The sequence below is a fragment of the Pseudomonas sp. PVC-5-1 genome (assembly GCF_057444345.1).
Genome location: NZ_CM172024.1, coordinates 2,245,637 through 2,269,334 on the forward strand (window position 1 = coordinate 2,245,637; position 23,698 = coordinate 2,269,334).

Here is a 23,698-nt window from a genome sequence, read left to right on the forward strand (position 1 = left end):
TTCAGGCATCGAGGATGTCTGCTTGCCGGGTAAGGCTCAACAGTAGCCCGGCTTCTACCTCCTGCCGGGCCTGGGTCAAGGCGTTCGTAGCCTTTACATACGCTTCCTCTTTGAGAGGCACACGACGTAGTGCGCCGTTTTCGTCCAGGGCTGGGGTAGGCAATTCCGGGGCCAATGCACGAATTATCGCCTCGTCCAGGTAGGTGATCGGCTCCTGGCTTTCGTCCAGGCAATAAAAGAGGTAATCGAGGCCTGGGCGCCAGAAGTCGGTAATGGCTTCGAACTGACTGGCATATTGGCGCTTGAGGTAGTCAACCCAGACCGGCTGTTCGCTCATCCACTGCTGTCTGGCGGTGGTGTCAGCATCGAGTTCCAGGACGGCAGCGCGAACATTGTCGATGATTTGCTGATTGATCCTTGCGGCATTGCGATAGAGCATGCCGCTGCTGGGTTCGGGGAAATCGAGTTTTCCGCTCAAGGACTGGCGCAGTGCCAGGCGGACCTCGATATCGTCTACCAGGCCTGTGGCCAGGTCCGCATCGGGGAACGCCGCCGCGACATCCAGCACGTCACGGTCCGGTAACTGACCGGCATGCTCCTGCAGCGCCCGCTTGCGCGAACTGCGTTGCAGGCTGATGCGATCGGCCATTTCGTTGACTTTCTCGCGACGGTACAGCTTGCGGTAAAGGTCGAGCAGCGGCTTGGCCGTGTCCTGTGCCCACCCAGACACTTGGTTGGCCAGCAATTCCACCTCCAGAGCGCTGAATGCTTCGGCGCCGGCATCACCGCAAGTTGGCGGGAAGGATTGCGCAACCTCGTTCAAACGCTCGCGCAGCGCCGTGTCCCCATGGGCGTGCTCCAACAGTTCCCACACTCGCGCACGCAGGCCATCCGGATCCCTTCGCGCTTCCACTGAGTTGGTCAGGCGCTCCAACACCGCTTGCAGGTCGCCATTGTCGTTCTGATCGAACAGATCGGACCACAACTGCAGCTGATGGTCGGTCGCGGAATCGCGCCAGAGCCCTTGCCACTCTGGCCTTTCCGGCGTGTGCTCGAAAATATTGACGCCGCTGGCTCGTAGCCGCCTGGCCGACTCGGCCTCCAGGTTGTTGTAGTTGAACAGCCAGCGGCGCTCGGGCAAGCGGGCGGCGACGTCTCGCGCATACGGACTGCGCAGGATGCTTGCCAGGTCCGGAACATGGTGAATGCGGTTGGATGAAAGGTCCAGGTAGCGCAACTGGTACTGTGACTGGTTCATCAGGGTGCTCAAGCCCTGGGGAAATGCCTGCAAATGAGCGTCGGAGAGGTTCAGGTGCTGCAACCGCGCCATGTAGCGCACATCAGGTGCGTGCTGCAGCGGGTTGAAGTCCAGCTCCAGTTGCTGCGGATGGATCATGTCCTGAAAGCGCGTGGCGAGGTTTTCATCGAGCGTGATGCGATTGTGCCCCAGCCTCAGGACATCCAGTGGTCGGCCGCAAAGGAAAGTCAATGTCGCTTCATCCAGTGTCAACTGGTTGCGCCGCAGGTTCAGCTGGCGCAGGTCTGGCATCGCTGCCAGCACTCGCTGTGCGGTGGGCGAGAGGGTAGCAAGGGTGTTGTTGGTCAGGTCCAGCGTGCGCAGCCTGGGCACCGATTCAAGTGCCTGAAACAGCGTTTCCCCGTCGATTTCTCGGTTGTTGGTGACTTCCAGTACTTCCAGATTGGGGAAACGTGACAGGAACGTGCTGTCCAGTCGTTGCAGCTGCAGCTCGTTCAGCTTGAGCTCACGGATGTGGGGCAGGCTGGCTGTGATCGCTGGCAACTCGGGTAAGCGAATTTGCTCCAGCACGAGCGTGCCCAGCTTGCTGCGACCCTCCCGCCGCCAGGCATCGATGAGGCGATCAGTGCATCTTTGTCGATCGAGGCGCTCGAAGATGTCGTTTGGGCTCTTGTACCACGCCTCCAGGTAGCTATTCAGATCTCTCCACTCTGTTTCCAGTTGCCGAATTGCCGAGCCGAGATCACCGGTCTGCCTCAGTTCGCCCCTCAGGGCGTTGATCTCGTTGCTGCTCAGCGAGGGGAAAAGTGAGTTGAGCCGACGTGTTGCGGCGTATGCGCCGATCGGGCCTGTTCCTCGGCCACTGAGTGGGTAACCGAATCGTCCATGTGCCAGGCGCATGGGCGAGCGAAAGCCTGGCTTGATTGGCTGCTGGCCCAGCAGTGCGGCGCAGCCCGAGCGGTCGGCGACGGCGCTGGCGAACACTTCGGCCTCAGGCGCCTGCGGCTTTTCGGCTACCAATGTATCGCGCAGCAGTTGGCTGTCATCATTGGCCAGGTCTGGTCGGTACAGGCCGGTCAAGGCACGATCGAGGCGGGCGCGGGCCTGCAGGTAGCGGGCTTCTTCAGCCACGCGCAAGGGCACACGTCCGCTTTTCAGGCGATCGCGTTCGGCGCGGTCGGCATGCGCGACGAGCTCTTCCAGGGCATTGTCAGGCAAACCGGGGAACTGGCGGCCCAAGGTCTTCGCTTCGTCGCCAAGCGGTACCCGATGGCTTTTCAACATGCTCGCGAAGACTTCGCGACGGCGTGCTGACAGGCGGTTGGCCAACAGCTCGTCAAGGGCGCTCGGACGCTGCTCTGCTGGCGTATCGGGTAGTAACTGCTCTATGACATCTTCATCCATCCCCGCCAGGACAACCTTGCTCAGTTCGCCATTGTCAAGCTCTTCGCGGCCGATCTCTATCTGCAACGTGTCGGCTTTTGGCTCCGCTCCGAAGTAGACCGCCTCTCCCCATTTTTCGGCACCGGTGAAGACCTTCAGTCTGTAATGCGCAGGCCAACCAGGCATCTGTACCAGTTCGGGCAGCGCGAAGTTCATATGTGCAGCCAAAGGCTGGCCATGACGTACCCGGGTGATGATGCCCTCCACGTCGTCAGCCAGTCGCAGGCGCAGCAAGGTGTCGGCCAACAGAGCCGGCGGCCGCGAGCCGGTGACCTGGCTGCGACGCAAGGTGTCTGCGTCGACTTCGGTAATGCGCAATGCGGCAAGTTGCTCCGATGCATCCAGCCCCTGGCCGAACCGGCCCAGCCCCTCGAGTAACTGCGCATCGTCCCATTCGAGCGGGTTGTCGTGGGCCAACTGCCAGCGCTGGTCGCCTAGGTAGCGCAAGGCCGGAGTGTAGGCATCGGGGGCGTTCGGGTGGCGCACATGCCACTGTCCGTCGGTTTCGAATACCTCATACAGTTTGCCTTGAAGCCAAACGTGGGTTTTGCCACCGATGATGTACAGCCCTTGGGCATTTGTCTGCACACCCACCGGCAACGAGCTCGAGGTGCTGTAAGGGCCCATGTCAGGGTGCCAAAGCCGTTCGCGGCCACCTTTCCAGACGCTTTCCAGCGCATCGACGAACCCTGATGCCTTGACTGCGCTGCTGCCGACGGCGAAACCGGCGATCACGGCGGCATTGATGGCCAGTGACTCGAGTTGTTGCAGCGCTTCCTGGGTATCGCCTTCTTCCCAGGCTTCGAACCCGGTGAACACCGAGTCCATGAGGTCGTAGGCAAATACCCCAAGCATCGCGGCATCCAGCCCGGGCACGAAGAAGGCGGCCACGTTGAGTATGTTCATGCCTGCGTCCAGCCAGTGCTGCAGCCGCTCCTTGCGTGCCTTGGCGTCGGCATCCGCGGTCGGTACCGCGATCGTTCTGGCATTCGCCTTGACCCGGCGCTTGTGGTCTCTGTAAAGCACCTGCCAGATAGGAAGGGTCAGGCGCGTTCGTTTGAAGTGCAGCTCAGGTTTGTTCTTGAGTTTGCGTGTGGAGGCGTCGTGCTCGAACAAGGCATTTTCGAGCTTGCGGCTGAGCTCGATCTGGTTGTCCTGGTCAGCGAAGCTGATCAAGTGCTGGCGAAACGTGGTTTGCACCAGGCGTTGACGCATGAGTGAGCCGGCCTTTTGCAAAGAAGCAAACTCCCTCACCGGGTGTTCGGAATCGTGGGGAATGTAGAGCATGCAGGGGTTGGTCTGGTCGGCTTCATCGGGGCCTATCAGCAGTACGCCATGAAGCGGGATGCCGAACAGGCTGAAGCGCCAGCAGCGAAGCTTGTGTTCGCCGTAGCGCGGCGTGCTTTCGTTGTCGCATAGCTGTACCAGAGCATCGTGGCCTTTGAGCGTCAACAGGCCCTTGAGGTAGGCGATCATTGCCTCGGTTTTCAGTGCCTGCTGGCTTGCATCGATCCACTGCTGTTCGATCGCGGCCTTTCTGGCGCCTTCATAAATGCCCTGCAGGTGGTCTTGATACTGCTGGCCGAGGTCCAGGCTTCGGCAAAGGTTCACGAACGCTTCGGGCTCGAGCCCTGGAAGTGAGGCGACGTTGTCCGGGCCAAGGGTCAGGGTGTCGAACGGGCCCACTTCGTCGGGCCCTTTGAAATTGTGCAGTGCGGCCTCCAGCAGCGTGCGCTTCTGTGGTGGCCCTTCGGGGCGATTGATGTACGTATCGTCACCGCCGAGTGAGAAATCGAGGCCGGGGACATTCACCAGCGTGGTGTACACCTTGAACGGCTGGTGCAGGTACTGGGCCTTGTCCGCTTTGACATCCGGGCCCAACCGGCTCTCGAGCAAAGGCTTGCAGAATTCGCTGATCTGCCTGAAGTCCTCGAGCAAGGCCCGCAGAGCTTTGAACTCGGCATTGCGGGCGCTGATCAGCTGCCGTAAACGCGCCTTGTCTTCATCGCTGGCTGCGGTGTACCAGGCGTAAGGCGAACCGTTTTCGTCGAGGTAGTCCTTGCGGATGCTCTGTACGACGCGGCGGGTATGGTCAGGGTGCATCGTTCGGCACCAGTCAGGCAGGTTACGGACAATCTGGGCCTGATGGAAAGGCATGGGTGTGCTGGACATGCTGAAGTCTCCGTGGTCGATGGAGGGGCCAGTCGACAGGTTTCGCCTCGGCATGCGGTGGTATTTAGTTGAATGCACAGGTCGGTCCTGTGCACGAGAGCGTCGGTAGGGGAGCAGCGCGGGCAGGGTTGTTGGGAGATGGTGAAGCAAGGCATGGGGTAGGCATGTCGTGTGGATGACGCCGGCACGTGGGGTATGGGCCGGCGTCATGTGATGCCTGGCCATGGGCCGGCGTTCTATCAGGGAGAACTACGATGCATTCGCTGTGCAGTCCCAAGGATCACCTGCTGGACCTCGACGGTATTGAAATAGCGGTACGCACCTGGGGGGCGGAGGACGGCATCCCGGTGCTGGCTCTGCATGGCTGGCTGGACAACGCCGCCTCGTTCGAACGCCTGGCACCGATGCTCGACGGCTGCTTCGTGGTCGCCCCCGACCTGGTTGGCCACGGCCGCTCGGACCATCGCCGCCACGACAGTGGCTACTACCTGTGGGAACATGCCGAGGACATGCTGGCAGTGACCGACAGCCTGGGCCTGTCGCAATTCCATGTGCTGGCCCATGGCATGGGTACCGGGGTGGCATCGCTGCTGGCGGCCATGACCAGCGGTATTGCCAGCATGACCTTCCTCGACGGCATGGGCGCACCGTTCACGGTGGCCGAGGATGACCGCGTGCAGCACCTGGCCCGGGCCTACCGGCTCAAGCGCATGGTGCAGCGCAGCCAGCTGCAGGGTTTTGCCGAGCCGGACGTCGACCGTTTCGAGGACCTGGACACGGCGTTGGAACAACGCCGCGAGCGCCTGGACACCGAGCTGTCGGAAGAGGCGGCACGGCTGCTGGCGCTGCGTGACCTGCTGCAACTGGGCGAGGGCTATTGCTGGCGCCACGACCCACGCCTGGTGCTGCCCGAACCCATGCCGCTGACCGAGCGCGAAGCCTGCGACCTGCTCAGCCAGATCCGTTGCCCGTTGTACCTGCTGTTCGGGCGCCAGGGGGCATTCACCGGCGAAGCCTTTACCCGGCGCCAGGCGGCCTTGCCCAGCCAGGCGAAGATCTCCTGGCATCCGGGCGGGCACCACTTCCACCTGGATGCGCCGGACCGGGCGCTGGTCGATCAACTGCTGCGCATCCTCACCCGCCATGAAGGGGGCGTTCTGCAACGGTTGGTAAACGAATAACTGCATATGGTCATGCCATGCGCGCTTGGGCTATGGTGGTGAATCTCATCGGGCTTGCGTGATCCCTTGTGGGAGGTTGTCCAGCTCTTTGGGCTGCGCTGTCGCGCAGATAACAGATATCGCTCGCTTGGTGCGTCCTTTGTAGGAGCAGCCTTGTGCTGCGAAGAGGCCGGTAAAGTCAACAGACAAGCATTGTCAGTACCGACCTCTTCGCAGCACAAGGCTGCTCCTACAGGCCCCTGGCAAACCAATGAGCCAAAGCGGGAACGCCCGCTCCCACAGGAATCCAGCGGCCACAAGGAGCCTTGGCATGCGACCATTCGTCATCAAGCACATCGACCACCTCGTCCTGCGGGTCAGCGACCTGGAGCGCAGCGTCGCCTTCTACACCGAGCTGCTCGGCTGCACGGTCAGCCGCGTGCGCGACGACCTGGGCATGGTCCACCTGGCCACGGGCACGGCGATGATCGACCTGGTGACCCTGGATGGTCCCCTGGGCCAGCCAGGTGGTGCGGCGCCGGGGGCCGAGGGGCGCAACCTGCATCATTTCTGCCTGCGCATCGAGCCGTTCGACGAGGCGGCACTTACGGCCTACCTGCAAGCTGCAGGGGTTGAAGTCGAACCTGCCGAAAAACGCTATGGCGCCGAAGGCGAGGGGCTGTCGCTGTACTGCTACGACCCCGATGGCAACCAGGTCGAGCTGAAAGGGCCGGTACCGGCAACGGAGGCTCCATGAGCAACCTGCACACCCGCGAGAGGTAGGGATCGCGCAAGGTTCAGGTGGATATCCCGGCAAAGCCTATTATGCTTCATTTACCTTGCTGCGATCCGAGGCGGCCTGCCTCGTCGTGCTTCGCATATCCAAAGCAAGCCCCCCAGGGCCTGGGTGCGACGGTGAAAAAAATATGAGGTGCTCCCGGCCTGCATGACGACAAGACGGAGGCACCCCATGGCGGTTCTCGACAGCACATCCACGGGCAGCGCGCCCCAACGCGGTATCACCCGGGAGGAGCGCAAGGTCATCTTCGCCTCGTCCCTGGGCACGGTATTCGAATGGTACGACTTCTACCTTTACGGCTCTCTGGCGGCGATCATCGCCAAGCACTTCTTTGCCGGGGTCAATGAAACCACCTCGTTCATCTTCGCCTTGCTGGCCTTTGCCGCCGGCTTTGCCGTGCGGCCATTCGGCGCCATCGTGTTCGGTCGCCTGGGCGACATGATCGGGCGCAAGTACACCTTCCTCATCACCATCGTCATCATGGGCTTGTCCACCGCTGTGGTGGGCCTGTTGCCCAGCTATGCCACGATCGGCGTGGCAGCACCAATCATCCTCATCAGCCTGCGCCTGCTGCAGGGCCTGGCACTGGGTGGCGAGTACGGCGGTGCGGCCACCTACGTGGCCGAACATGCACCCAAGGGCCGGCGCGGCTTTTTCACTGCCTGGATCCAGACCACGGCCACCCTGGGGCTGTTCCTCTCGCTGCTGGTGATCATGGCCTGCCGCACGGCCATGGGTAACGAGGTGTTCGAGGCCTGGGGCTGGCGAGTGCCATTCCTGCTGTCGATACTGCTGCTGGCGATTTCGGTGTACATCCGCATGCAGCTCAACGAGTCGCCGGTGTTCATGAAGATGAAGGCCGAGGGCAAGGCGTCCAAGGCGCCACTGACCGAGTCGTTCGCCCGCTGGGACAACCTCAAGGTGGTGGTCATGGCGCTGCTCGGTGGCACCGCCGGCCAGGCCGTGGTGTGGTACACCGGGCAGTTCTATGCGCTGTTCTTCCTGTTGCAGATGCTCAAGATCGAGCCGCAGACCGCCAACCTGCTGATTGCCGGTTCGCTATTGATCGGCACACCGTTCTTCATCTTCTTCGGCAGCCTGTCCGACCGCATCGGCCGCAAGAAAATCATCATGGCCGGTTGCATCATCGCCGCGCTGACCTACTTCCCGATCTTCAAGGCACTGACCCAGTACGGCAACCCGGACGTGTTCGTCGCCCAGGAGCAGAACCCGGTGGTGGTGATGGCAGACCCTGCCCAGTGCGCGTTCCAGTTCGACCCGGTGGGCAAGGCCAAATTCACCAGTTCGTGCGATATCGCCAAGAGCCTGCTGGCCAAGCGGGCCATCCCCTATACCAACGAAGCGGCAGAACCTGGCAGCGTGGCGCAGATCCGCATTGGTGAACGGGTGCTGCCAAGCTTTGATGGACGCAGCCTGGCGGCAGCGGACTTCAAGGCACAGAGCGATGCCTTTACCGCGACCTTGACCGGGGCGTTGAAGGAAGCCGGCTACCCGGAAAAGGCCGACCCGGCGAAGATCCACTACCCGATGGTGCTGTTGCTGCTGACCATTCTGGTGATCTACGTGACCATGGTCTACGGGCCGATCGCGGCCTGGCTGGTGGAGCTGTTCCCGGCACGCATCCGCTACACCTCGATGTCGCTGCCTTACCACATCGGCAACGGCTGGTTCGGCGGCTTCCTGCCGACCGTGGCGTTTGCCATGGTGGCGGCGACCGGGGATATCTATTACGGCTTGTGGTACCCGATCGTGATTGCAGTGATGACGGCGGTGCTAGGGATCTTCTTCCTGCCGGAGACCAAGGACCGCGATATCAACCACACTTGAAGGTGAGGCTGCCTGTACCGGCCTTTTTCGCGGGCTTGCCCGCTCCCACAGGGATACCACTGTGCCCTGTGGGAGCGGGCAAGCCCGCGAAGAGGCCGGCACAGTCAACCCATCAGTCGAAATACCCACGCAACCCAAAGGCATACCCGGTATCCACCCCAGCAGCCTCGCCGCGGCTCCAGCGCTTCTTCAACACGAACTCGAACGCTGGCTCGTACAGCCCGTCCCGCACCAGTGCACCCGCCAGCACCTCCACGTCATACCAGCCATTGTCCAGCTCGATGATCGGCCGCCCCGGCACCTGGTAACGCGCCATCAGGTCACCCAGTGTCTTGGGCGTGAAGTGCTGCAGGATGCGCCAGGTGTAAAGCATCAGCGCACCGTGCTCGACCTGCAGCACATAGCCATTGCGGCGGTGCTTCAGGCGGCTGCCGGGTTCGCGCAGGGCCGGGGTATGGTTGTCCAGGGTGAACAGGATGCGGTAGGGCAGGTTATCGACCCCGGCCAGTGGCAGCACGACCCCTTCGCGCACGGCCTGGTCGCCGCTGTCGCCATGGGTGAAGGCATGGGCAAGGTCGTCGGGCAATTCATGTTGTTGCTTGAAGCGCTCGAGCAACTGGATATCGCCGAGCAGAAAGTAGTCGACCAGGTCGTTGAGCACTTCGCTGAATTCGTGGCGCATCTGTTTTCCTTGTTGGTGCGCGTGAGGGCAATGGCAAATGTAGCACTTCAGATTGGCTTCAGATTGCCCCCTGATACTGCCCCCAACACCTGACTTGAAAGGGGGACCGCCATGACTCAGGCAGACAGCGCCAGCCTGTTTCCACTGGCTATCGGCAGCCACGGCGAGCGGCTTGCCCGCATGACGCTGAAACGCCCGGGGGAGCCCGGGCGCGACGAGCTGGAACAGTTCATTCACGCCCGCTTTGCCTGCGCGCACCACGCCGACGTGCAGCACTACCTGCCCGAACTGCTCGGCCTGCATGACAGCCACGGGCGCCTGATGGCCGCCGCCGGCATACGCCTGGCCAGCAGTGGGCCGACCTTCCTCGAGCGTTACCTGGATGAGCCGCTGGAAGCGGCCGTGACCCGGCTGTCTGGCAGCTCGGTGAGCCGTGCACAGCTGGTCGAAGTGGGCAACCTGGCCGCGCTCAGCGCCGGCAGCGCGCGGATCATGATCATTGCCGTGACCTGGTTGCTGGCCGCCCGCGGTTTGCAGTGGGTGGCCTTCACCGGTGCCGCGACCCTGGTCAACAGCTTTCATCGCCTGGGCCTGGTGCCGACGGCGCTGGCTGTGGCCGACCCTGGCCGGCTGAACGGCGATGCCGATAGTTGGGGCAGTTACTACGCTCAGCACCCGCAAGTGTTCGTTGGCAACATCGGCTACGGCCATGCAGCCCTGGCCCGCGGCGGCGTTTTCGAGCGGCTGGGCTTGCCCGCGAGCGTGCAGGAGGCCGGCCATGCCGCGTGAATGCCAGCTGTTCAGGGAAGTGTTGCAACTGCATGCCCGCCACCGAGGGGCACAACCGGCGTTGCTGGGCCTTGGCGGGCCGTTCACCTATCAACAATTGCTGGACGAGGTCGAGCAACGCCAGGCCTGGCTGAGCGCGCAGCCACCGGGCACTTTCGCCCTGGCCCTGGAGAACGGTCCCGAGGCGCTGTTCTGGGACCTGGCTGCGCTGTTCGCGGCGCGCCCCATCGTTATTCTGCCGGCGTTCTTCAGCAGCGCCCAGCGCCGCCACTGCCTGGCACAGAGCGGGGCTGTGCTGGCGCTGGCCGACGAGGCCTTCGCTGACGACTTGCACGCCAGCGGCTTCTCTGCCGGTGAGCGCTTCTGGAGCCGGCAGCCGCCAGCGGCCGCACCCTTGCCACCGGGTACCGCGAAGATTACCTACACCTCCGGCAGTACCGGTGCACCCAAGGGCGTATGCCTGAGCGCCGAGGCCATGCTGCGGGTAGCGCGTGAGCTGGAGGCTGCCAGCCGGCCCACGGCGCCCGGCAAGTACCTGGCGGTATTGCCTCTGGCGGTGCTGCTGGAAAACCTGGGCCTGTACGCGGCCCTGCTGGCCGGGGCGAGCATTGCCCTGTATCCGCAGGCGCAACTGGGTTTTCGCGGTGCCAGTCAGGTCGACTTCAAGCAATTGCTGGGCGCCATCGCCTTGAGTGGTGCCGAAAGCCTGATCCTGGTGCCGCAACTGCTGCTTGGGCTGGTCACCGCCATCGAGCGCGGCCTGATGCGGGTCGGCCCGTTGCGCTTCGTGGCGGTGGGCGGTGCGCGGGTGGCGCCGAGCCTGCTGGCCCGGGCCCAGGCCATCGGGCTACCGGTGTTCGAGGGCTATGGCTTGTCCGAATGCGCTTCGGTGGTATGCCTCAACCGCCCCGGGGCGCATCGTGCGGGCAGTGTCGGGCGGCCGCTGCCGCATGTGCAGGTGCGCATTGCCGAAGATGGCGAAGTGCTGGTGGCCGGTTCGGCGTTGCTCGGCTACCTGGGCGAACCACCCTTCAGCGAGCCGTGGTTGTCGACCGGTGACCTGGGCCACTTCGACAGCGACGGCTTCCTGTACCTGGCCGGGCGCAAGAAGCACCAGTACAGCACCAGCTTCGGGCGCAACGTCAACCCCGAATGGGTCGAGGCCGAACTGACCCAGGGCGGGGTGATCGCCCAGGCGTTCGTCCACGGCGAAGGCCTGGCACACAACCTGGCGTTGATCTGGCCGCTGGACCCGCAGGCTGACGACCACACCCTGGAACAGGCCATCCGCCAGGCCAATGCCGGCCTGCCGGACTATGCCCGGGTGCATGCCTGGCGGCGTCTGCCCGAACCTTTGAGTGCCGCCGGGCAAACCCTGACCGCCAACGGCCGGCCACGCCGCGAACAGATCCTGCGGTGTTACCAGTCCCTGTTATCCGACCTTCAATGATCTACGAGGTTTGCCATGCTTTTCTTCGACATGCTGCAGCAGGAAACCGCCGACGAGCGTACGGCATTGTTCAGTGTCCCGGTCATCCGCGACGCGCTGGCCGGCAAGGCCAGCCTCGAGGCCTATGTGGCCTTTCTCACCCAGGCTTACCACCACGTGCGGCACACCGTGCCATTGATGATGGCCTGCGGGGCCCGTTTGCCGGCGCGGCTTGAGTGGCTGCGCGGCGCAGTGTGCGAGTACATCGACGAGGAGTACGGCCATGAGCGCTGGATTCTCGATGACATCGCCGCCTGCGGTGGCGACCCGCACCAGGTGGCCGGCGGCCGGCCGGCATTGCCCATCGAGCTGATGGTGGCATTTCTCTACGACCAGATTGCCCGTGGCAACCCGGTCGGGCTGTTCGGTATGGTCAACGTGCTCGAAGGCACCAGCATTGCCCTCGCCACCCAGGCAGCCGGTACCCTGCAGAGCAGCCTCGGCCTGCCGGACAAGGCGTTCAGCTACCTGAGTTCCCACGGCGCCCTGGACCAGGACCACATGGCCACCTACCGTGGCCTGATGAACCGTCTGGACCAGCCCGAAGACCAGCAGGCGGTAATCCACGCTGCCAAAGTGGTGTATCGCCTGTATACCGCCATGTTCGAAGGGCTGCCGCGTACCGCGCAGCAGGAGGTAAAGCATGCGCTTGCCTGATTGCGTGGCGGTGCTCACCGGTGCCAGCGGTGGCATCGGCCTGGAGTTGGCGGCCCAGCTATGCAGTGCCGGTGCTCGCGTGCTGGCGGTCAGCCGGCAGCAGGGCAAGCTGACCGAACTGATGGCGCGCTACCCCGGGCAATTGCGCTGGCAGCAGGCCGACCTGCGCTGCGCCGAAGGCCGCCGTGACGTGCTGGAGGCAGCGCGGGCGATGGGTAGTTGCAACCTGTTGATCAACGCCGCCGGGGTCAACCGCTTCGCCTTGCTCGAACAGATGGACGAGGCCGCCCTCGACGAGTTGTTCGACCTCAACATCAAGGCCGCCGTGCAGCTCACCCGCCTGTGCCTTCCGCTGCTGCGCGCCCAGCCCAGTGCGCTGGTGGTGAACGTGGGGTCGATCTACGGCTCCATCGGCTACCCAGGCTATGCCACCTACTGCGCCAGCAAGTTTGCCTTGCGCGGGTTCTCCGAGGCATTGCGCCGCGAGCTTGCCGACACCTCGGTGAACGTGCTGTATGCCGCACCGCGCACTACCCGCACGACGATGAACAGTAGCGCCGCGCAGGCCCTTAATCAGGCGTTGAAGGTAGGCGTCGATGACCCGCAGGATGTCGCCCGGGCGGTGCTCGACGCGGTACAGGCCGAGCGCAGCGAACTGTACCTGGGTTGGCCGGAGAAACTCTTCGTGCGCCTTAACGGCATGCTGCCAGGCGTGGTCGACCGCGCCCTGCGCAAGCAATTGCCGCTGATCCGTCGCTACAGCAACTGGCACAGCAAGGAGTCGAGCAAATGAAATGTCTGATACTGGCCAGCCTGCTGGCCATCGCCCCGTTCACCTGGGCCCTCGACCAGAACGGTACCCAGCAACTCAACGCCATCCAGCAGCGCTGGGCGGTGGTTCGCTATAACCTGCCCGAAGCCCAGCGTGCCGGGGCATTCGAGGCCCTGGCGGCACAGTCGGCGGCGTTGGTGCGCCAGCATCCGGGCTCGGCCGAGCCGCTGATCTGGGACGGCATCGTCAACAGCAGCTGGGCCGGCGCCACCGGTGGGCTGGGCGCGTTGGGCAAGGTCAAGGCCGCCCGCGCCAGCCTGGAAAAGGCCCTGGCCATGGACCCCAAGGCCCTGCAGGGCTCGGCCTACACCAGCCTGGGCGCGCTGTACGACCAAGTGCCCGGCTGGCCATTGAGCTTCGGCGACCAGGCCAAGGCCGAGGCCATGCTGCGCCAGGCGCTGGCGATCAACCCGGACGGTATCGACAGCAACTATTTCTGGGCCGACCACCTGTACCGGCAAAACCGCTACGACGAAGCCCGTGCCGCCCTGCAAAAGGCGTTGCAGGCACCGCCCCGGCCCGGGAGAGAGTTGGCCGACCAGGGCCGGCGTGGTGAAATCGATGCTTTACTCAACGCGATCAAGGACAAACAGGATTAAGCATGCGCCTGCTGCTGGTAGAAGATGACGTCGCGTTGGGGGAGGGGATTTGTGACGGCCTGCGCCGCGAGGGCTATACCCTCGACTGGTTGCAGGATGGCGCCAGTGCCTTGCATGCCCTGTGTCACGAAGAGTTCGACCTGGCCATCCTCGACCTGGGCTTGCCGCGCCTGGATGGCATCGAGTTGCTGCGGCGCCTGCGTGCGGCCGGGAAGAGCCTGCCAGTGCTGGTGCTGACCGCCCGCGACGCCACCGATGACCGCATTGCCGGGCTGGATGCCGGCGCCGATGACTACCTGGTCAAACCCTTCGACCTCAACGAACTCAAGGCCCGCTTGCGGGCCTTGCTGCGGCGCAGTAGCGGCCGCGCCCGGGTGCTGATAGAGCATGCCGGGGTATGCCTGGATCCGGTCAGCCAGCAGGTGCACTACCTGGGCCAGCCGGTGGTACTCACGCCCAAGGAATACCTGCTGCTGCACGAGCTGCTGGCCCAGCCGGGCAAGGTGTTCACCCGCGAACGCTTGACCCAGTTGCTGTATGGCTGGGATGAAGAGCCGGAGAGCAACACCCTGGAAGTGAACATCTACCACCTGCGCAAGAAGCTGTTTAACGGCCTGATCCGCACCGTGCGCGGGATTGGCTACCTGGTGGAACGCAAGTCATGAGCTCGTTGCGCCAACGCACCTTGTGGCGGGTGATGCTGCTGTTGCTGGTCGGCAGCGGGTTGCTGGCGCTGTACAACTATCACGACAGCCGCCACGAAATTAACGAAGTGTACGACGCCCACCTGGCGCAGAACGCCCGGCTGCTGCAGGGCATCATGAGCCTGCCGGTGCAAGAGCAGAGCCGTGACGAGTTGTACCGCGCCTTCGACGAGGCCTTGAGCAAGGCCGGGCACCACAAGGTGGGGCACCGCTACGAGAGCAAGCTGGCCTTCCAGGTATGGGCCGACGACGGCGGGCTGCTGGTACACACGCCCAGCGCCCCGCAGCTGGGGCAGGCGCCGCGGGTGCCGGGTTTCGCCGACGTGGTGGTGGATGGGCGCCGTTGGCGCAGTTTTGTCTTGCCGGTGCCGGAAAAACACTGGGTGATCTGGGTGGGCGAGCGCAACGACGTGCGTAACGACCTGATCGAACGCATCGTGCAGCACACGCTGTTGCCATTCCTGTTCGGCAGCCTGGCCCTGGCCTTGCTGGTGTGGGCGGCCATAGGCTGGGGGCTGCGGCCGCTGCAGAACATGGCCAGGGTGATCCGCGCCCGCCACGCCGAGTCGCTCGAGCCGTTGCAGCTGGTGCCGTTGCCTAAGGAGCTGGAGCCGATGCAGGCGGCGATCAACCGCCTGCTCGGGCAGATCGACGACCTGCTGCGCCGCGAACACCGTTTCATCGCCGACGCTGCCCACGAGATGCGCACGCCCTTGGCCATCCTGCGCCTGCATGCGCAGAACGCCCTGAATGCAGACAGCGCTGCCGAGCGGGACAAGGCCCTGCAGTTCCTGATGGGCGGTGTCGACCGCCTTGCCCGGGTGGTCAACCAGCTGTTGACCCTGGCCCGCCTGGAGCCGCGACCAGGCCGGCGTGACTGGCCGCGGGTGGACCTGGAGGGCGTGGTGGCCGAGACTCTGGCAGAGCTTACCCCCTGGATACTGGAGCGCGGGCTGGAGCCTTCGCTGGACATCGCCGCCGGCGACTACCATTTGCACACCGACGCTGGCGCGCTGGGTATTGCCTTGCAGAACCTGGTGGCCAATGCCGTGGACCATTCGCCGGCAGGCGGTCGGGTCACCGTGACACTGCAGTGCGAAGGGCAGGCCTTGCTGGTCAGTGTCGACGACGAAGGGCCGGGCATCGCCGAAGTCGACCAGCAGCGGGTATTCGAGCGCTTCTACAGCAAGGGCTCGACCAATGGCGCCGGGCTGGGGTTGTCGATCGTCAGCACCATCATGACCCGCCTGGGTGGCAGCGTGCAGTTGCGCAACCAGACGCCACACGGATTGCGCGCGACCTTGCGCCTGCCCGTGGAGCCCTGAACGCTTGCTAGTGTTTCTGGGCGATCTGGATCAGGTTGCCGCAAGTGTCATCGAACACCGCTACGGTGACCGGCCCCATGGCAGTAGGCGGTTGGGTGAACTGCACGCCCGCTGCGCACAGCCGGGTATATTCGGCCTGGATGTCCCGCACGCCGAACGAGGTGGCGGGGATGCCGTCCTGCTTGAGCGCGGCTTTGTAGACCTTGGCGGCCGGGTGCGCGTCGGGCTCGAGCAGCAGCTCGACGCCGTTGGGGTCGTTGGGGGAGGTGAGGGTCAGCCAGCGGTGTCGGCCCATGGGGATGTCGTGCTTGGGCTCGAAACCGAGTACGTAGTGGTAGAAAGCCAGGGCCTTGGCCTGGTCGTCGACGAGGATGCTGGTGACTATGATCTTCATGAACGCACACCGTATGCCTGGAGTCGTTGAGTACCAGTAAAGACAATCAGCGGCATTTGGCCAGGGCACCGGGTTCACTGCTAACCCTGCAACGCGATCCGACAGCATTTCTCTTCACGGTCAAAGTTCCAGATGGGTTGGTGGCAATGGGGGTTGTAGCGTTGATCGGGCGATACCACCCAAACCAAGGAGTGAACCCCATGCAAGAAGAACCCGTTAACGAGCCAGACGACACGCTCGACCACGAACAGCTGGAAAATGCAGAACCGCAGGCAACGTTGTCCCGGCGCAAGCGCGGTATAGGGCCAGTAGTCGGCATGCCCTGCAGGCCAGGGTACAAGCTGATTGGTGATGACTGTGTAATCGCCAATATCGATTTCGAGTGAAGCAAAGGGGGGGGGGCGCATCGCGCCCCTCGTAAAAACCTGCTCAAGCCATAGGTAAATCCTTCATCACCTGGCCCCCACCCAGCCGCTGCCGAGGGTAAAGTGACAGGCATGATCCCAGCGCGCCCAGACCGGCGTCAGAGAGGTGCCCGTGGCGGCCTACACATTGCGACAACTCAAGTACTTCGTTACCACCGTCGAGGCCGGCAGCGTGGCCGAAGCTTCACGCCAGCTGTACATTGCCCAGCCGTCCATCTCCACGGCCATCAAGAGCCTGGAAGAAAGCTTTGGCGTGCAGCTGTTCATCCGCCACCACGCCCAGGGTGTGTCACTGACGCCCAGCGGCAAGCGCTTCTATGCCAAGACCAAGTCGCTGCTGCAGATGGCCCACGAATTCGAGCAGAACGCCCTGGCCGACAACGACACCGTGGCCGGGCAAATCGACATCGGCTGCTTCGAAACCGTGGCACCGCTGTACCTGCCGCGCCTGATCGCGGGCTTTCGCCAGCGTTACCCGGGGGTGGATATCCGCCTGCGCGACGGCGAGCAGCAGGACCTGATCCAGGGTCTGACTGCCGGTACCTTCGACCTGGCGTTCCTCTACGACCATGACCTGGACGGCACCATCGAGGCCGAGCCGCTCATGCCGCCGCAGAAGCCCTATGTGCTGCTCCCCGAGAACCACCGCTTCGCCGGGCAGGCCCAGGTGTCGCTGCGCGATCTGTGCCCGGAGCCGATGATCCTGCTGGACGTCGCCCCCAGCCGTACCTACTTCGTCAGCCTGTTCAACGAAATGGGCCTGACGCCCAATATCGTCTTCAGTTCGCCGTCGATCGAGATGGTACGCGGCATGGTCGGGCAGGGCTTTGGCTTTTCGTTGCTGGTGACGCGGCCGCATTCGGAGTACACCTACGACGGGCAACGCCTGGCCATGCTGGATATAGCCGAGCCAGTGGCGCTGTCAGGGCTGGCAGCGGCGTGGTTGAAGCGGGTGCAACTGACCAAGCCGGCGCAGTTGTTCGTCGAGTTTTGCCGGGAAGAACTGGCCAAGTTCTGAAACGGGCACGCCATGCAGGAGCATGGCGTGCCCGTTGGTCAGGGGTTGACCTGATAGCCGCGCCCTTGCAGGCAGCCGGCATAGGCACTGGCATGAGCCTGGGTTTTCGCTTCGTCCTGGCCGCGCCGGTCCTGACGGCGGTCCTGACGCTGGCGCATGCCACCGACCGCAGCACCGGCGGCGGCCACTTCGCCGGCGCGGTTCTGTCGGTATTGCTCCTTGGCATCGTCACCGACCCGGTCATACAGCTCGTCGTGCTGGTTGCCGCGCACCTGCGCGCCTGCCGCACCGGCAACCGCGCCGGCGGCGGCACCGCGTACCCGGCCACCGACATGGGGGTCGCTGGAGGTCGCGGCACTGTTCGCGGCATTGGTCGCGACAGTATTGCAATCATTGATATCCAGTTGCATCTGCTGGCTGCTCTGGCCCTTGAGCGGCACCACCGACTGCGCCTGGGCTGCCGATGCCGCGCACAGCAGCACCAGCAGGCAACTCCACGTGAACGTACGCATGGCAAACCTCCAGCGGGTGGGGATCCCGTTTCACAGGATAGTTCTATTTGCTGCCGATGATGGCAGTTTTGCCGGGATGGTCTAAACCGGATATCAAACGTGGTTCGCCTGCGTATCACGGCGTGAATCCGGGCTACCTGTGGAAACCCCATGAGCCAGAGCCAGCAACTGATCATCTGTGAGTACTGTGACACGGTGTACCACCGTGCGCCGCTGCTCAAGCACCAGCGCGCCGTTTGCCAGCGCTGTGGCGGCGTACTGTACCGGCATACCTCGCTGACGGTGCAGCAACGCCTGGCCCTGAGTGTGACGGGTGGCATCCTGCTGGTGTTCGCCAACGCCTACCCGGTGATGACCATCGGCATGCAAGGGCTCACCCATTCCGCGACATTATGGGACTCGGTACAGATCCTCAGCCACGGCAGCATCACCTTCATCGCCCTGGTCATGGCCCTGTCGATCATCTTTGCGCCGGTGCTGCAGATTACCCTCTTGTGCTGGGTGTTGGGTTTCGCCCTGGCCGGCCAGCGCGCCCCCGGTTTTGCCCTGTGCATGCGCAGCCTGGAGGGCCTGCGGCCTTGGAGCATGCTGGAGGTGTGCCTGCTGGGGGCGATGGTGGCGGTGATCAAGCTGGCGGGGTTTCTCGACGTGATACCTGGCATCGGCCTGCTGGCGCTGGCAGCGCTGAGCATGCTGATCATCCATATCGCCGGCAAGGACATCCGCGGCCTTTGGGAGCAGGTATGAATACCCCGGCCAACGCCGACGACCTGGGCCTGTGCCTGTGCCATGGCTGCGGTCAGGCCTGCGAACTGGGCAGCGACAAGCACACCTGCGAGCGCTGTGGTGCCGCCATCCACCGGCGCAAGGCCAATGCCATCAGCCGTGGCTGGGCGTTTCTGCTGGCGGCGCTGGTTTTCTACATTCCCGCCAACCTGTTGCCAGTGATGCACACCGAAATGCTCGGCAGTGGCAGCGAAAGCACCATCGGCGGCGGCGTGCTGGAGTTCTGGGAGGCAGGGGCCTGGGACATCGCGCTGATCATCTTCATTGCCAGCGTGGGTGTGCCGGCCATCAAGTTCTTCTCGCTCGGCCTGTTGCTGTTCACCGCCCAGCGCGGTTCTACCTGGGCCTGCCGGCAGCGCTCGCAGCTGTACCGTTTCGTCGAGCTTATCGGCTACTGGTCGATGCTCGATGTGATGGTGGTGGCGCTGGTGGCGGCGCTGGTGCAACTGCGCGGGCTGGGCACCATCGAGCCGCGGGTGGGCATCCTGTTTTTCGGCATGGTGGTGGTACTGACCATGTTTTCTGCGATGAGCTTCGATCCACGCCTGATCTGGGATAGCCGTACCAACGAGGGAGGCCGCATTGATGGTGCAACAGACTGACAAGCGCGATGGCGCGGGGCAGGTTGAAGTGCGCACCCGGCGCTGGAGCGTGTCGCTGGTATGGATCGTGCCGATACTGGCGATCCTGATCGGCGCTTCGCTGGTGGTGCGCAACTGGATGCAGCAGGGCCCGGTCATCGCCATTTCCTTCCACACCGGGGAAGGGCTGGTGGCGCACAAGACCCAGGTCAAGTACCGCAGCGTGGTGATCGGCGAAGTCACCACGGTGGACCTGGCCGACGACAAGAAGAGCGTGGTCGCCAAGGTCCAGCTGTCCAACGACGCCCGTGCGTTCGCCACCCAGGGGGCGCGCTTCTGGGTGGTACGGCCACGCATTGGCGTGGGCGGCGTGTCCGGCGTGGACACGCTGCTGTCGGGCAGTTTCATCGGGGCGGATTCCGGCGAATCGAAAGTGCCGGAAAAGTCCTTTGTCGGCCTGGAGCTGCCACCGCCGATCACCTACGACGAAAAGGGCAAGCGCTTTGTGCTGACCGCAAGTGACCTGGGCTCGCTGGATATTGGCTCGTCGATCTACTACCGCAAGATCCCGGTGGGCGAAGTGGTGTCCTTTGCCCTGCAGGGCGATGGCAAGGGCGTGGAGATCGGCGTGTTCGTGCAGGCCCCTTACGACAGCTTCGTCACCGCCGATACCCGCTTCTGGAGCGCCAGTGGCGTCGACATGCAGATCGGTGCCAACGGCCTGAAGATCGATACCGAATCACTGTCATCGATCCTGGTGGGCGGGTTGGCCTTTGGCTCGCCCGACTTCGCCCCGCAAGCCGAGCCTGCTGCCGACCAGGCGCACTTCCAGCTGTTTGCCGACCGCGATACCGCCCTGGCACCACCCAGTGGCCAGGCCCAGTACCTGCAGTTGCGCTTCGACCAGGCCATGCGCGGCTTGTCGGTAGGCGCCCCAGTGGAGTTCAAGGGGGTCGAGTTTGGCCGAGTCACATCGGTGCAGCTCGACTATGATGCCACCCGCCAGACCTTCCCGGTGGTGGTCGAAGCGGTGATCTACCCGCAGCGGCTGGGGCCGGTACACCGCAAGATGCTGTCTGTGTTCAAGCATTCCGAAGGTGACATGGACGGCGCGCGACGGTTGATCGGCACCTTCGTCGAGCACGGCCTGCGGGCCCAGGCGCGCAGCGGCAACCTGATCACCGGGCAGATGTTCATCTCCCTGGACTTCTACCCGGATGCCCCCAAGGTGGCCTTCGACAAGACCGCAGACCCTATCATCATCCCCACATTGCCCGGCAGCCTGGAGCAGCTCCAGGAGCAGCTGCAGCGGGTGGTGGAGCGCATCAGCAAACTGCCGCTGGAGAGCATCGCCAGCAACCTGGACGGCAGCCTGCGAGAGCTGCGTGCCAGCCTCAAGCAGTTCAATGGCCAGACGCTGCCGGAGGTGAAGGTGGCACTGGACGAAGTGCACAAGACCCTGCGCACGGCCAATTCGGCCATTTCCGAGGACTCGCCGCAGCGCGAGCGGATGGGGGAAACCCTGGACGAACTGGAGCGCATGTCGCGTTCGCTGCGAGACCTTGCCGATTACCTGGGGCGGCACCCCGAATCACTGATACGCGGCCGGCCGAAAGCGGCCACTGCCGCCGAGCTGGAACCCTGAGGAGACAGCCGATGCTTCGACTGCGCAATGTATGTGGCGCCGGCCTGCTGGCAGTGCTGTTGGGCTGCAGCAGTACCCCGAACAACTATCACACGCTGGTACCGAGCGAACCGGTGCGCGACGGTGGCCAGCGCATCCAGGTGGCGAGGGTGGTCGTGCCGCCGCAGGTGGACCGCCCGCAGTTGGTGGTGCGACAAGGGCAGAGCGGCCTGGCCATCCTCGAGACGGAGTGGTGGGGTGCCAACCTGGTGGATGAGTTTCGCAGCGCCTTGCAGGACCAGTTGGGCGGGCCGGTGGGTGGCGGCAAGGTGTTGCTGCGGGTGGACGTGCAGCGCTTCGATACCGTGCCGGGGCGCTACGCCTCGCTGGAGGCGGTATGGCGCCTGACGCGCTCGGGGGAGGCCGAACTGACCTGCCGTACCTCGCTACAGACGCCCGCAGACAACAGCATCGCCAGCCTGGTCAATGCCCACCAGGCCAATCTGCGCAAACTGGCCGAGGCGGTGCGGGGGAGTGCCCGGCAGGGCAGCTGTTCTGCATCCTGAGCATCTCGCGGACCGTTGTAGGAGCGGCCTTGTGTCGCGATAGGGCCGCATGGCGGCCCCAGCAATCGTTGTTGTAACGCTGAAAGCCGGGGGCCGCTTCGCGGCCCTGTCGCGACACAAGGCCGCTCCTACAAGCAATCAGTTCAGGCGTCCAGCATTCTGTTTCTTGCCATTGCTGACCGTTTCCTGTCCCCGCTCGGTTTTGTCCATTGGCAACTGGTCGAAGTCGCGCAGGCCATCCTTGCGGTACGGGTCGCCGATCCAGCGCGGCGCCACCAGGAACTGCGGGCTCACCAGGCTCTTGGCCGGCTCGTAACGGTCGTAGCTCAGCCCGGCCAGGTCGGACAGGGTATGGATCAGGTGCGAGCTGCTGTAGGGGCGATCGGCCATCGCCTGCAAGTCGCGCGGGTGCTCGGCCTGCCAGCTTGGCGAAGTCCACAGCAAGAACGGGATGGTGTACATCGGCCGGGTCGGCGCGCCTTCGTTGCGCCCCAGGCGGTCGTGGTTGCCAGAGCTGTACACATCTTCGCCATGGTCGGACAGGTACAGCAGGAAACCATTGGGGGAACTGGCCGAGTAACGCTTGATCAGGCTAGACACCACGTAGTCGTTGTAGCGCACCGCGTTGTCGTAGAAGTTGTAGGTTTGCACCTGGTCGTCCGTCAGCTTGCCGGGCACCCCCTGACGGTCGTTGAAGTGCGCGTAGTCGTCCGGGTAGCGGTAGCGATAGTCCATGTGCGTACCCAGCAGGTGCACGATGATGAACTTGTTTGGCGCCGGGTCCTGCAGGGCCTTCTCGAACGGCGACAGCACCACGTCGTCGTATTGGCTGGCATTCTGGTTGCGCTGGTTGTTCAGATAGACCGGCGCGTCCGTCTGCTGCGAGAAGGTGGTCAGCATGGTGTTGCGCTTGGTCATGGTCTGCTGGTTGGTGATCCAGAAGGTCTTGTAGCCGGCCTGTTTCATCAGGTTGATCAGTGACGGGTCAGTGAGGAAACGGTCCGGGTTCTGCTCGTCGCCGAAGGTGAGGATCTGCTGCATCACTTCGATGGTATACGGGCGTGGCGACACCACGTTGCGGAACACCGTCAGGCCCTTGTCGCTGGCGGCCAGCGCATCGAGGTTGGGCGTGGTGTCGCGGTTGTAGCCATACAGGTGCATGTGTTCGCGAGTGGTGGATTCGCCCAGCACCAGCACCAGCGTGCGTGGCGCTGCACCGCTGCTGTCACGCAGGTTCTGCAGGGGCGGCAGCGCGGCGTTCTTGGCCAGCAGCTCTTGCATGTTGTCCAGTTGCTGGCGGTACTGGCGGTAGCCGACCAGCAGTTGCCAGGGCACGGCGGGCTCCATGCGTTGCTGCACTTTCTCCGCCGCGTCGGCGAAGCTGCGCTCCTGGGTGACCATCTGCTTGTAGAACGGGTACACCAGGTTGGCCAACAGCAACAAGGCGACCACCGGCAGGCGGCTGCGCAGTGGCAGGCTGACCGGGCGTACGCGCTTCCACAGCAGCACCGCCCCCAGCGTGTACAACAGCAATGCCAGGCCCAGCCAGGCGCTGAAGTACTGGCTGAAGTACTCACCGGCCTCGGCGGTGTTGGACTCGAACATCACGAAAATGACGCTTTGCGAGAACTCCTGGCGATAGATGCCGAAGTAGCTCAGGCCCACCAGTGAAGCGGCCCACAGCACCAGGCCTATACCTGCGGCCGTGGCGCGGGTGAAGCGCGGCAGCAGCAGTACCGGTGCCAGCCACAGGCTGCTGAGGAAGAATGCATCGCGAAAGCCGGCGAACCCGGTGGTACCGCTGAACAGCAGCAACGCCTGGGTCACCCCCGAGAAGTACCAGAAGAACAGCAAAAGCCAGCCCAGGCCGGCCCAATCCACGCGCTTGGGCGAGGAGGGGGATGGAGTGTGTGACACGTATGCCTCGTCGTACTTGGCGGCCAGCGGATGTGCTCGTGGCCGGAAAGGGCGTGACGCTAATCTGCCGAGCGTGAAAATAACGTCAACGAGACGCTGGCCCAGGCAAGGTATGATG

The 23,698-nt window shown here is 63.8% G+C and carries 21 protein-coding genes; 16 read left to right on the forward strand and 5 right to left on the reverse strand.

The annotated features are described in order from the left end of the window. Position 1: 1 nt before the first annotated feature. Complete coding sequence (locus AC2T3R_RS10180; RefSeq protein WP_486745034.1) at positions 2-4,873, reverse strand: NEL-type E3 ubiquitin ligase domain-containing protein; 4,872 nt, start codon at positions 4,871-4,873, stop codon at positions 2-4. Between the two features lie 254 nt (positions 4,874-5,127). Between AC2T3R_RS10180 and AC2T3R_RS10185 the strand changes: the two genes are divergently transcribed. The 3 genes from AC2T3R_RS10185 to AC2T3R_RS10195 all read left to right on the forward strand — a co-directional run bounded on the left by AC2T3R_RS10185 (position 5,128) and on the right by AC2T3R_RS10195 (position 8,680). After that, a complete protein-coding gene (locus AC2T3R_RS10185) occupies positions 5,128-6,054 on the forward strand; it encodes an alpha/beta fold hydrolase (RefSeq protein WP_061550948.1) in 927 nt (308 codons plus the stop codon). Between the two features lie 310 nt (positions 6,055-6,364). Next, positions 6,365-6,790 carry a VOC family protein gene (locus AC2T3R_RS10190; protein WP_486745035.1) on the forward strand — a complete coding sequence of 142 codons (426 nt, stop codon included), beginning with the start codon at positions 6,365-6,367 and terminating at the stop codon, positions 6,788-6,790. A gap of 213 nt (positions 6,791-7,003) precedes the next feature. After that, positions 7,004-8,680 (forward strand): MFS transporter, encoded by a 1,677-nt coding sequence (locus AC2T3R_RS10195; protein WP_013972077.1) that lies wholly within the window; start codon positions 7,004-7,006, stop codon positions 8,678-8,680. A 112-nt stretch (positions 8,681-8,792) separates the two neighbouring features. On the opposite strand, the gene AC2T3R_RS10200 is transcribed toward AC2T3R_RS10195, so the two are convergent. Continuing rightward, complete coding sequence (locus AC2T3R_RS10200) at positions 8,793-9,362, reverse strand: hypothetical protein (RefSeq protein WP_013972078.1); 570 nt, start codon at positions 9,360-9,362, stop codon at positions 8,793-8,795. A 111-nt stretch (positions 9,363-9,473) separates the two neighbouring features. Here AC2T3R_RS10200 and AC2T3R_RS10205 point away from each other — a divergent pair, with 111 nt between their 5' ends. From AC2T3R_RS10205 to AC2T3R_RS10235, 7 genes are read left to right on the forward strand one after another with little or no spacing between them, the layout of a single operon-like run. Beyond that, a complete protein-coding gene (locus tag AC2T3R_RS10205) occupies positions 9,474-10,151 on the forward strand; it encodes a thermostable hemolysin (RefSeq protein WP_003259304.1) in 678 nt (225 codons plus the stop codon). After that, entirely contained in the window at positions 10,141-11,601 is a 1,461-nt protein-coding gene (locus tag AC2T3R_RS10210; protein WP_486745036.1) for an AMP-binding protein, read from the forward strand. The genes AC2T3R_RS10205 and AC2T3R_RS10210 overlap by 11 nt, the downstream gene beginning before the upstream one ends. A gap of 15 nt (positions 11,602-11,616) precedes the next feature. Then, a complete protein-coding gene (locus AC2T3R_RS10215) occupies positions 11,617-12,297 on the forward strand; it encodes an iron-containing redox enzyme family protein (RefSeq protein WP_023663323.1) in 681 nt (226 codons plus the stop codon). Continuing rightward, a complete protein-coding gene (locus AC2T3R_RS10220; protein ID WP_013972081.1) occupies positions 12,284-13,090 on the forward strand; it encodes an SDR family oxidoreductase in 807 nt (268 codons plus the stop codon). The genes AC2T3R_RS10215 and AC2T3R_RS10220 overlap by 14 nt, the downstream gene beginning before the upstream one ends. Further along, on the forward strand, positions 13,087-13,728 hold the full coding sequence (locus tag AC2T3R_RS10225; RefSeq protein WP_486745037.1) for a tetratricopeptide repeat protein: 642 nt from the start codon (positions 13,087-13,089) through the stop codon (positions 13,726-13,728). Before AC2T3R_RS10220 ends, AC2T3R_RS10225 begins: the two co-directional genes overlap by 4 nt. A 2-nt stretch (positions 13,729-13,730) precedes the next feature. Further along, complete coding sequence (locus AC2T3R_RS10230; RefSeq protein ID WP_289805799.1) at positions 13,731-14,393, forward strand: response regulator; 663 nt, start codon at positions 13,731-13,733, stop codon at positions 14,391-14,393. Next, positions 14,390-15,757, forward strand: a complete 1,368-nt coding sequence (locus tag AC2T3R_RS10235) for a sensor histidine kinase (RefSeq protein ID WP_280167923.1) — start codon at positions 14,390-14,392, stop codon at positions 15,755-15,757. Before AC2T3R_RS10230 ends, AC2T3R_RS10235 begins: the two co-directional genes overlap by 4 nt. A gap of 7 nt (positions 15,758-15,764) precedes the next feature. On the opposite strand, the gene AC2T3R_RS10240 is transcribed toward AC2T3R_RS10235, so the two are convergent. Beyond that, positions 15,765-16,151: a VOC family protein gene (locus AC2T3R_RS10240; protein ID WP_013972085.1), complete on the reverse strand. Its 387-nt coding sequence runs from the start codon at positions 16,149-16,151 to the stop codon at positions 15,765-15,767. 200 nt (positions 16,152-16,351) lie between these two features. Here AC2T3R_RS10240 and AC2T3R_RS10245 point away from each other — a divergent pair, with 200 nt between their 5' ends. Further along, positions 16,352-16,537: a hypothetical protein gene (locus tag AC2T3R_RS10245; protein WP_015269971.1), complete on the forward strand. Its 186-nt coding sequence runs from the start codon at positions 16,352-16,354 to the stop codon at positions 16,535-16,537. A 151-nt stretch (positions 16,538-16,688) separates the two neighbouring features. Beyond that, entirely contained in the window at positions 16,689-17,594 is a 906-nt protein-coding gene (locus AC2T3R_RS10250) for a LysR family transcriptional regulator (protein ID WP_013972086.1), read from the forward strand. 38 nt (positions 17,595-17,632) lie between these two features. Here AC2T3R_RS10250 and AC2T3R_RS10255 read toward each other — a convergent pair whose 3' ends face one another. Beyond that, positions 17,633-18,106, reverse strand: a complete 474-nt coding sequence (locus tag AC2T3R_RS10255; protein WP_367245556.1) for a hypothetical protein — start codon at positions 18,104-18,106, stop codon at positions 17,633-17,635. Between the two features lie 150 nt (positions 18,107-18,256). Between AC2T3R_RS10255 and AC2T3R_RS10260 the strand changes: the two genes are divergently transcribed. Genes AC2T3R_RS10260 through AC2T3R_RS10275 form a run of 4 tightly spaced genes read left to right on the forward strand, consistent with a single transcriptional unit; the run spans position 18,257 to position 21,663 of the window. Beyond that, positions 18,257-18,853, forward strand: a complete 597-nt coding sequence (locus AC2T3R_RS10260; protein ID WP_013972087.1) for a paraquat-inducible protein A — start codon at positions 18,257-18,259, stop codon at positions 18,851-18,853. Further along, entirely contained in the window at positions 18,850-19,494 is a 645-nt protein-coding gene (locus tag AC2T3R_RS10265; protein ID WP_024086789.1) for a paraquat-inducible protein A, read from the forward strand. Before AC2T3R_RS10260 ends, AC2T3R_RS10265 begins: the two co-directional genes overlap by 4 nt. Next, on the forward strand, positions 19,478-21,118 hold the full coding sequence (locus tag AC2T3R_RS10270; RefSeq protein WP_486745038.1) for a PqiB family protein: 1,641 nt from the start codon (positions 19,478-19,480) through the stop codon (positions 21,116-21,118). The genes AC2T3R_RS10265 and AC2T3R_RS10270 overlap by 17 nt, the downstream gene beginning before the upstream one ends. Positions 21,119-21,129: 11 nt before the next feature. Continuing rightward, the gene (locus tag AC2T3R_RS10275; RefSeq protein ID WP_486745039.1) at positions 21,130-21,663 is read left to right on the forward strand and encodes a PqiC family protein; all 534 of its coding nucleotides are present in this window, start codon (positions 21,130-21,132) and stop codon (positions 21,661-21,663) included. 138 nt (positions 21,664-21,801) lie between these two features. Here the strand turns inward: AC2T3R_RS10275 and AC2T3R_RS10280 are convergent, their stop codons facing one another. Then, positions 21,802-23,580 (reverse strand): phosphoethanolamine transferase CptA, encoded by a 1,779-nt coding sequence (locus AC2T3R_RS10280; RefSeq protein ID WP_486745040.1) that lies wholly within the window; start codon positions 23,578-23,580, stop codon positions 21,802-21,804. Positions 23,581-23,698: the final 118 nt, after the last annotated feature.

Coding starts and splice junctions, on each gene's coding strand:
- AC2T3R_RS10245 (WP_015269971.1), top strand. CDS start 16,352: ATGCAAGAAGAACCCGTTAACGAGCCAGACGACACGCTCGACCACGAA.
- AC2T3R_RS10260 (WP_013972087.1), top strand. CDS start 18,257: ATGAGCCAGAGCCAGCAACTGATCATCTGTGAGTACTGTGACACGGTG.
- AC2T3R_RS10215 (WP_023663323.1), top strand. CDS start 11,617: ATGCTTTTCTTCGACATGCTGCAGCAGGAAACCGCCGACGAGCGTACG.
- AC2T3R_RS10195 (WP_013972077.1), top strand. CDS start 7,004: ATGGCGGTTCTCGACAGCACATCCACGGGCAGCGCGCCCCAACGCGGT.
- AC2T3R_RS10265 (WP_024086789.1), top strand. CDS start 18,850: ATGAATACCCCGGCCAACGCCGACGACCTGGGCCTGTGCCTGTGCCAT.
- AC2T3R_RS10200 (WP_013972078.1), bottom strand. CDS start 9,362: ATGCGCCACGAATTCAGCGAAGTGCTCAACGACCTGGTCGACTACTTT.
- AC2T3R_RS10230 (WP_289805799.1), top strand. CDS start 13,731: ATGCGCCTGCTGCTGGTAGAAGATGACGTCGCGTTGGGGGAGGGGATT.
- AC2T3R_RS10270 (WP_486745038.1), top strand. CDS start 19,478: ATGGTGCAACAGACTGACAAGCGCGATGGCGCGGGGCAGGTTGAAGTG.
- AC2T3R_RS10220 (WP_013972081.1), top strand. CDS start 12,284: ATGCGCTTGCCTGATTGCGTGGCGGTGCTCACCGGTGCCAGCGGTGGC.
- AC2T3R_RS10180 (WP_486745034.1), bottom strand. CDS start 4,873: ATGTCCAGCACACCCATGCCTTTCCATCAGGCCCAGATTGTCCGTAAC.
- AC2T3R_RS10225 (WP_486745037.1), top strand. CDS start 13,087: ATGAAATGTCTGATACTGGCCAGCCTGCTGGCCATCGCCCCGTTCACC.
- AC2T3R_RS10255 (WP_367245556.1), bottom strand. CDS start 18,106: ATGCGTACGTTCACGTGGAGTTGCCTGCTGGTGCTGCTGTGCGCGGCA.
- AC2T3R_RS10185 (WP_061550948.1), top strand. CDS start 5,128: ATGCATTCGCTGTGCAGTCCCAAGGATCACCTGCTGGACCTCGACGGT.
- AC2T3R_RS10275 (WP_486745039.1), top strand. CDS start 21,130: ATGCTTCGACTGCGCAATGTATGTGGCGCCGGCCTGCTGGCAGTGCTG.
- AC2T3R_RS10240 (WP_013972085.1), bottom strand. CDS start 16,151: ATGAAGATCATAGTCACCAGCATCCTCGTCGACGACCAGGCCAAGGCC.
- AC2T3R_RS10235 (WP_280167923.1), top strand. CDS start 14,390: ATGAGCTCGTTGCGCCAACGCACCTTGTGGCGGGTGATGCTGCTGTTG.
- AC2T3R_RS10190 (WP_486745035.1), top strand. CDS start 6,365: ATGCGACCATTCGTCATCAAGCACATCGACCACCTCGTCCTGCGGGTC.
- AC2T3R_RS10205 (WP_003259304.1), top strand. CDS start 9,474: ATGACTCAGGCAGACAGCGCCAGCCTGTTTCCACTGGCTATCGGCAGC.
- AC2T3R_RS10210 (WP_486745036.1), top strand. CDS start 10,141: ATGCCGCGTGAATGCCAGCTGTTCAGGGAAGTGTTGCAACTGCATGCC.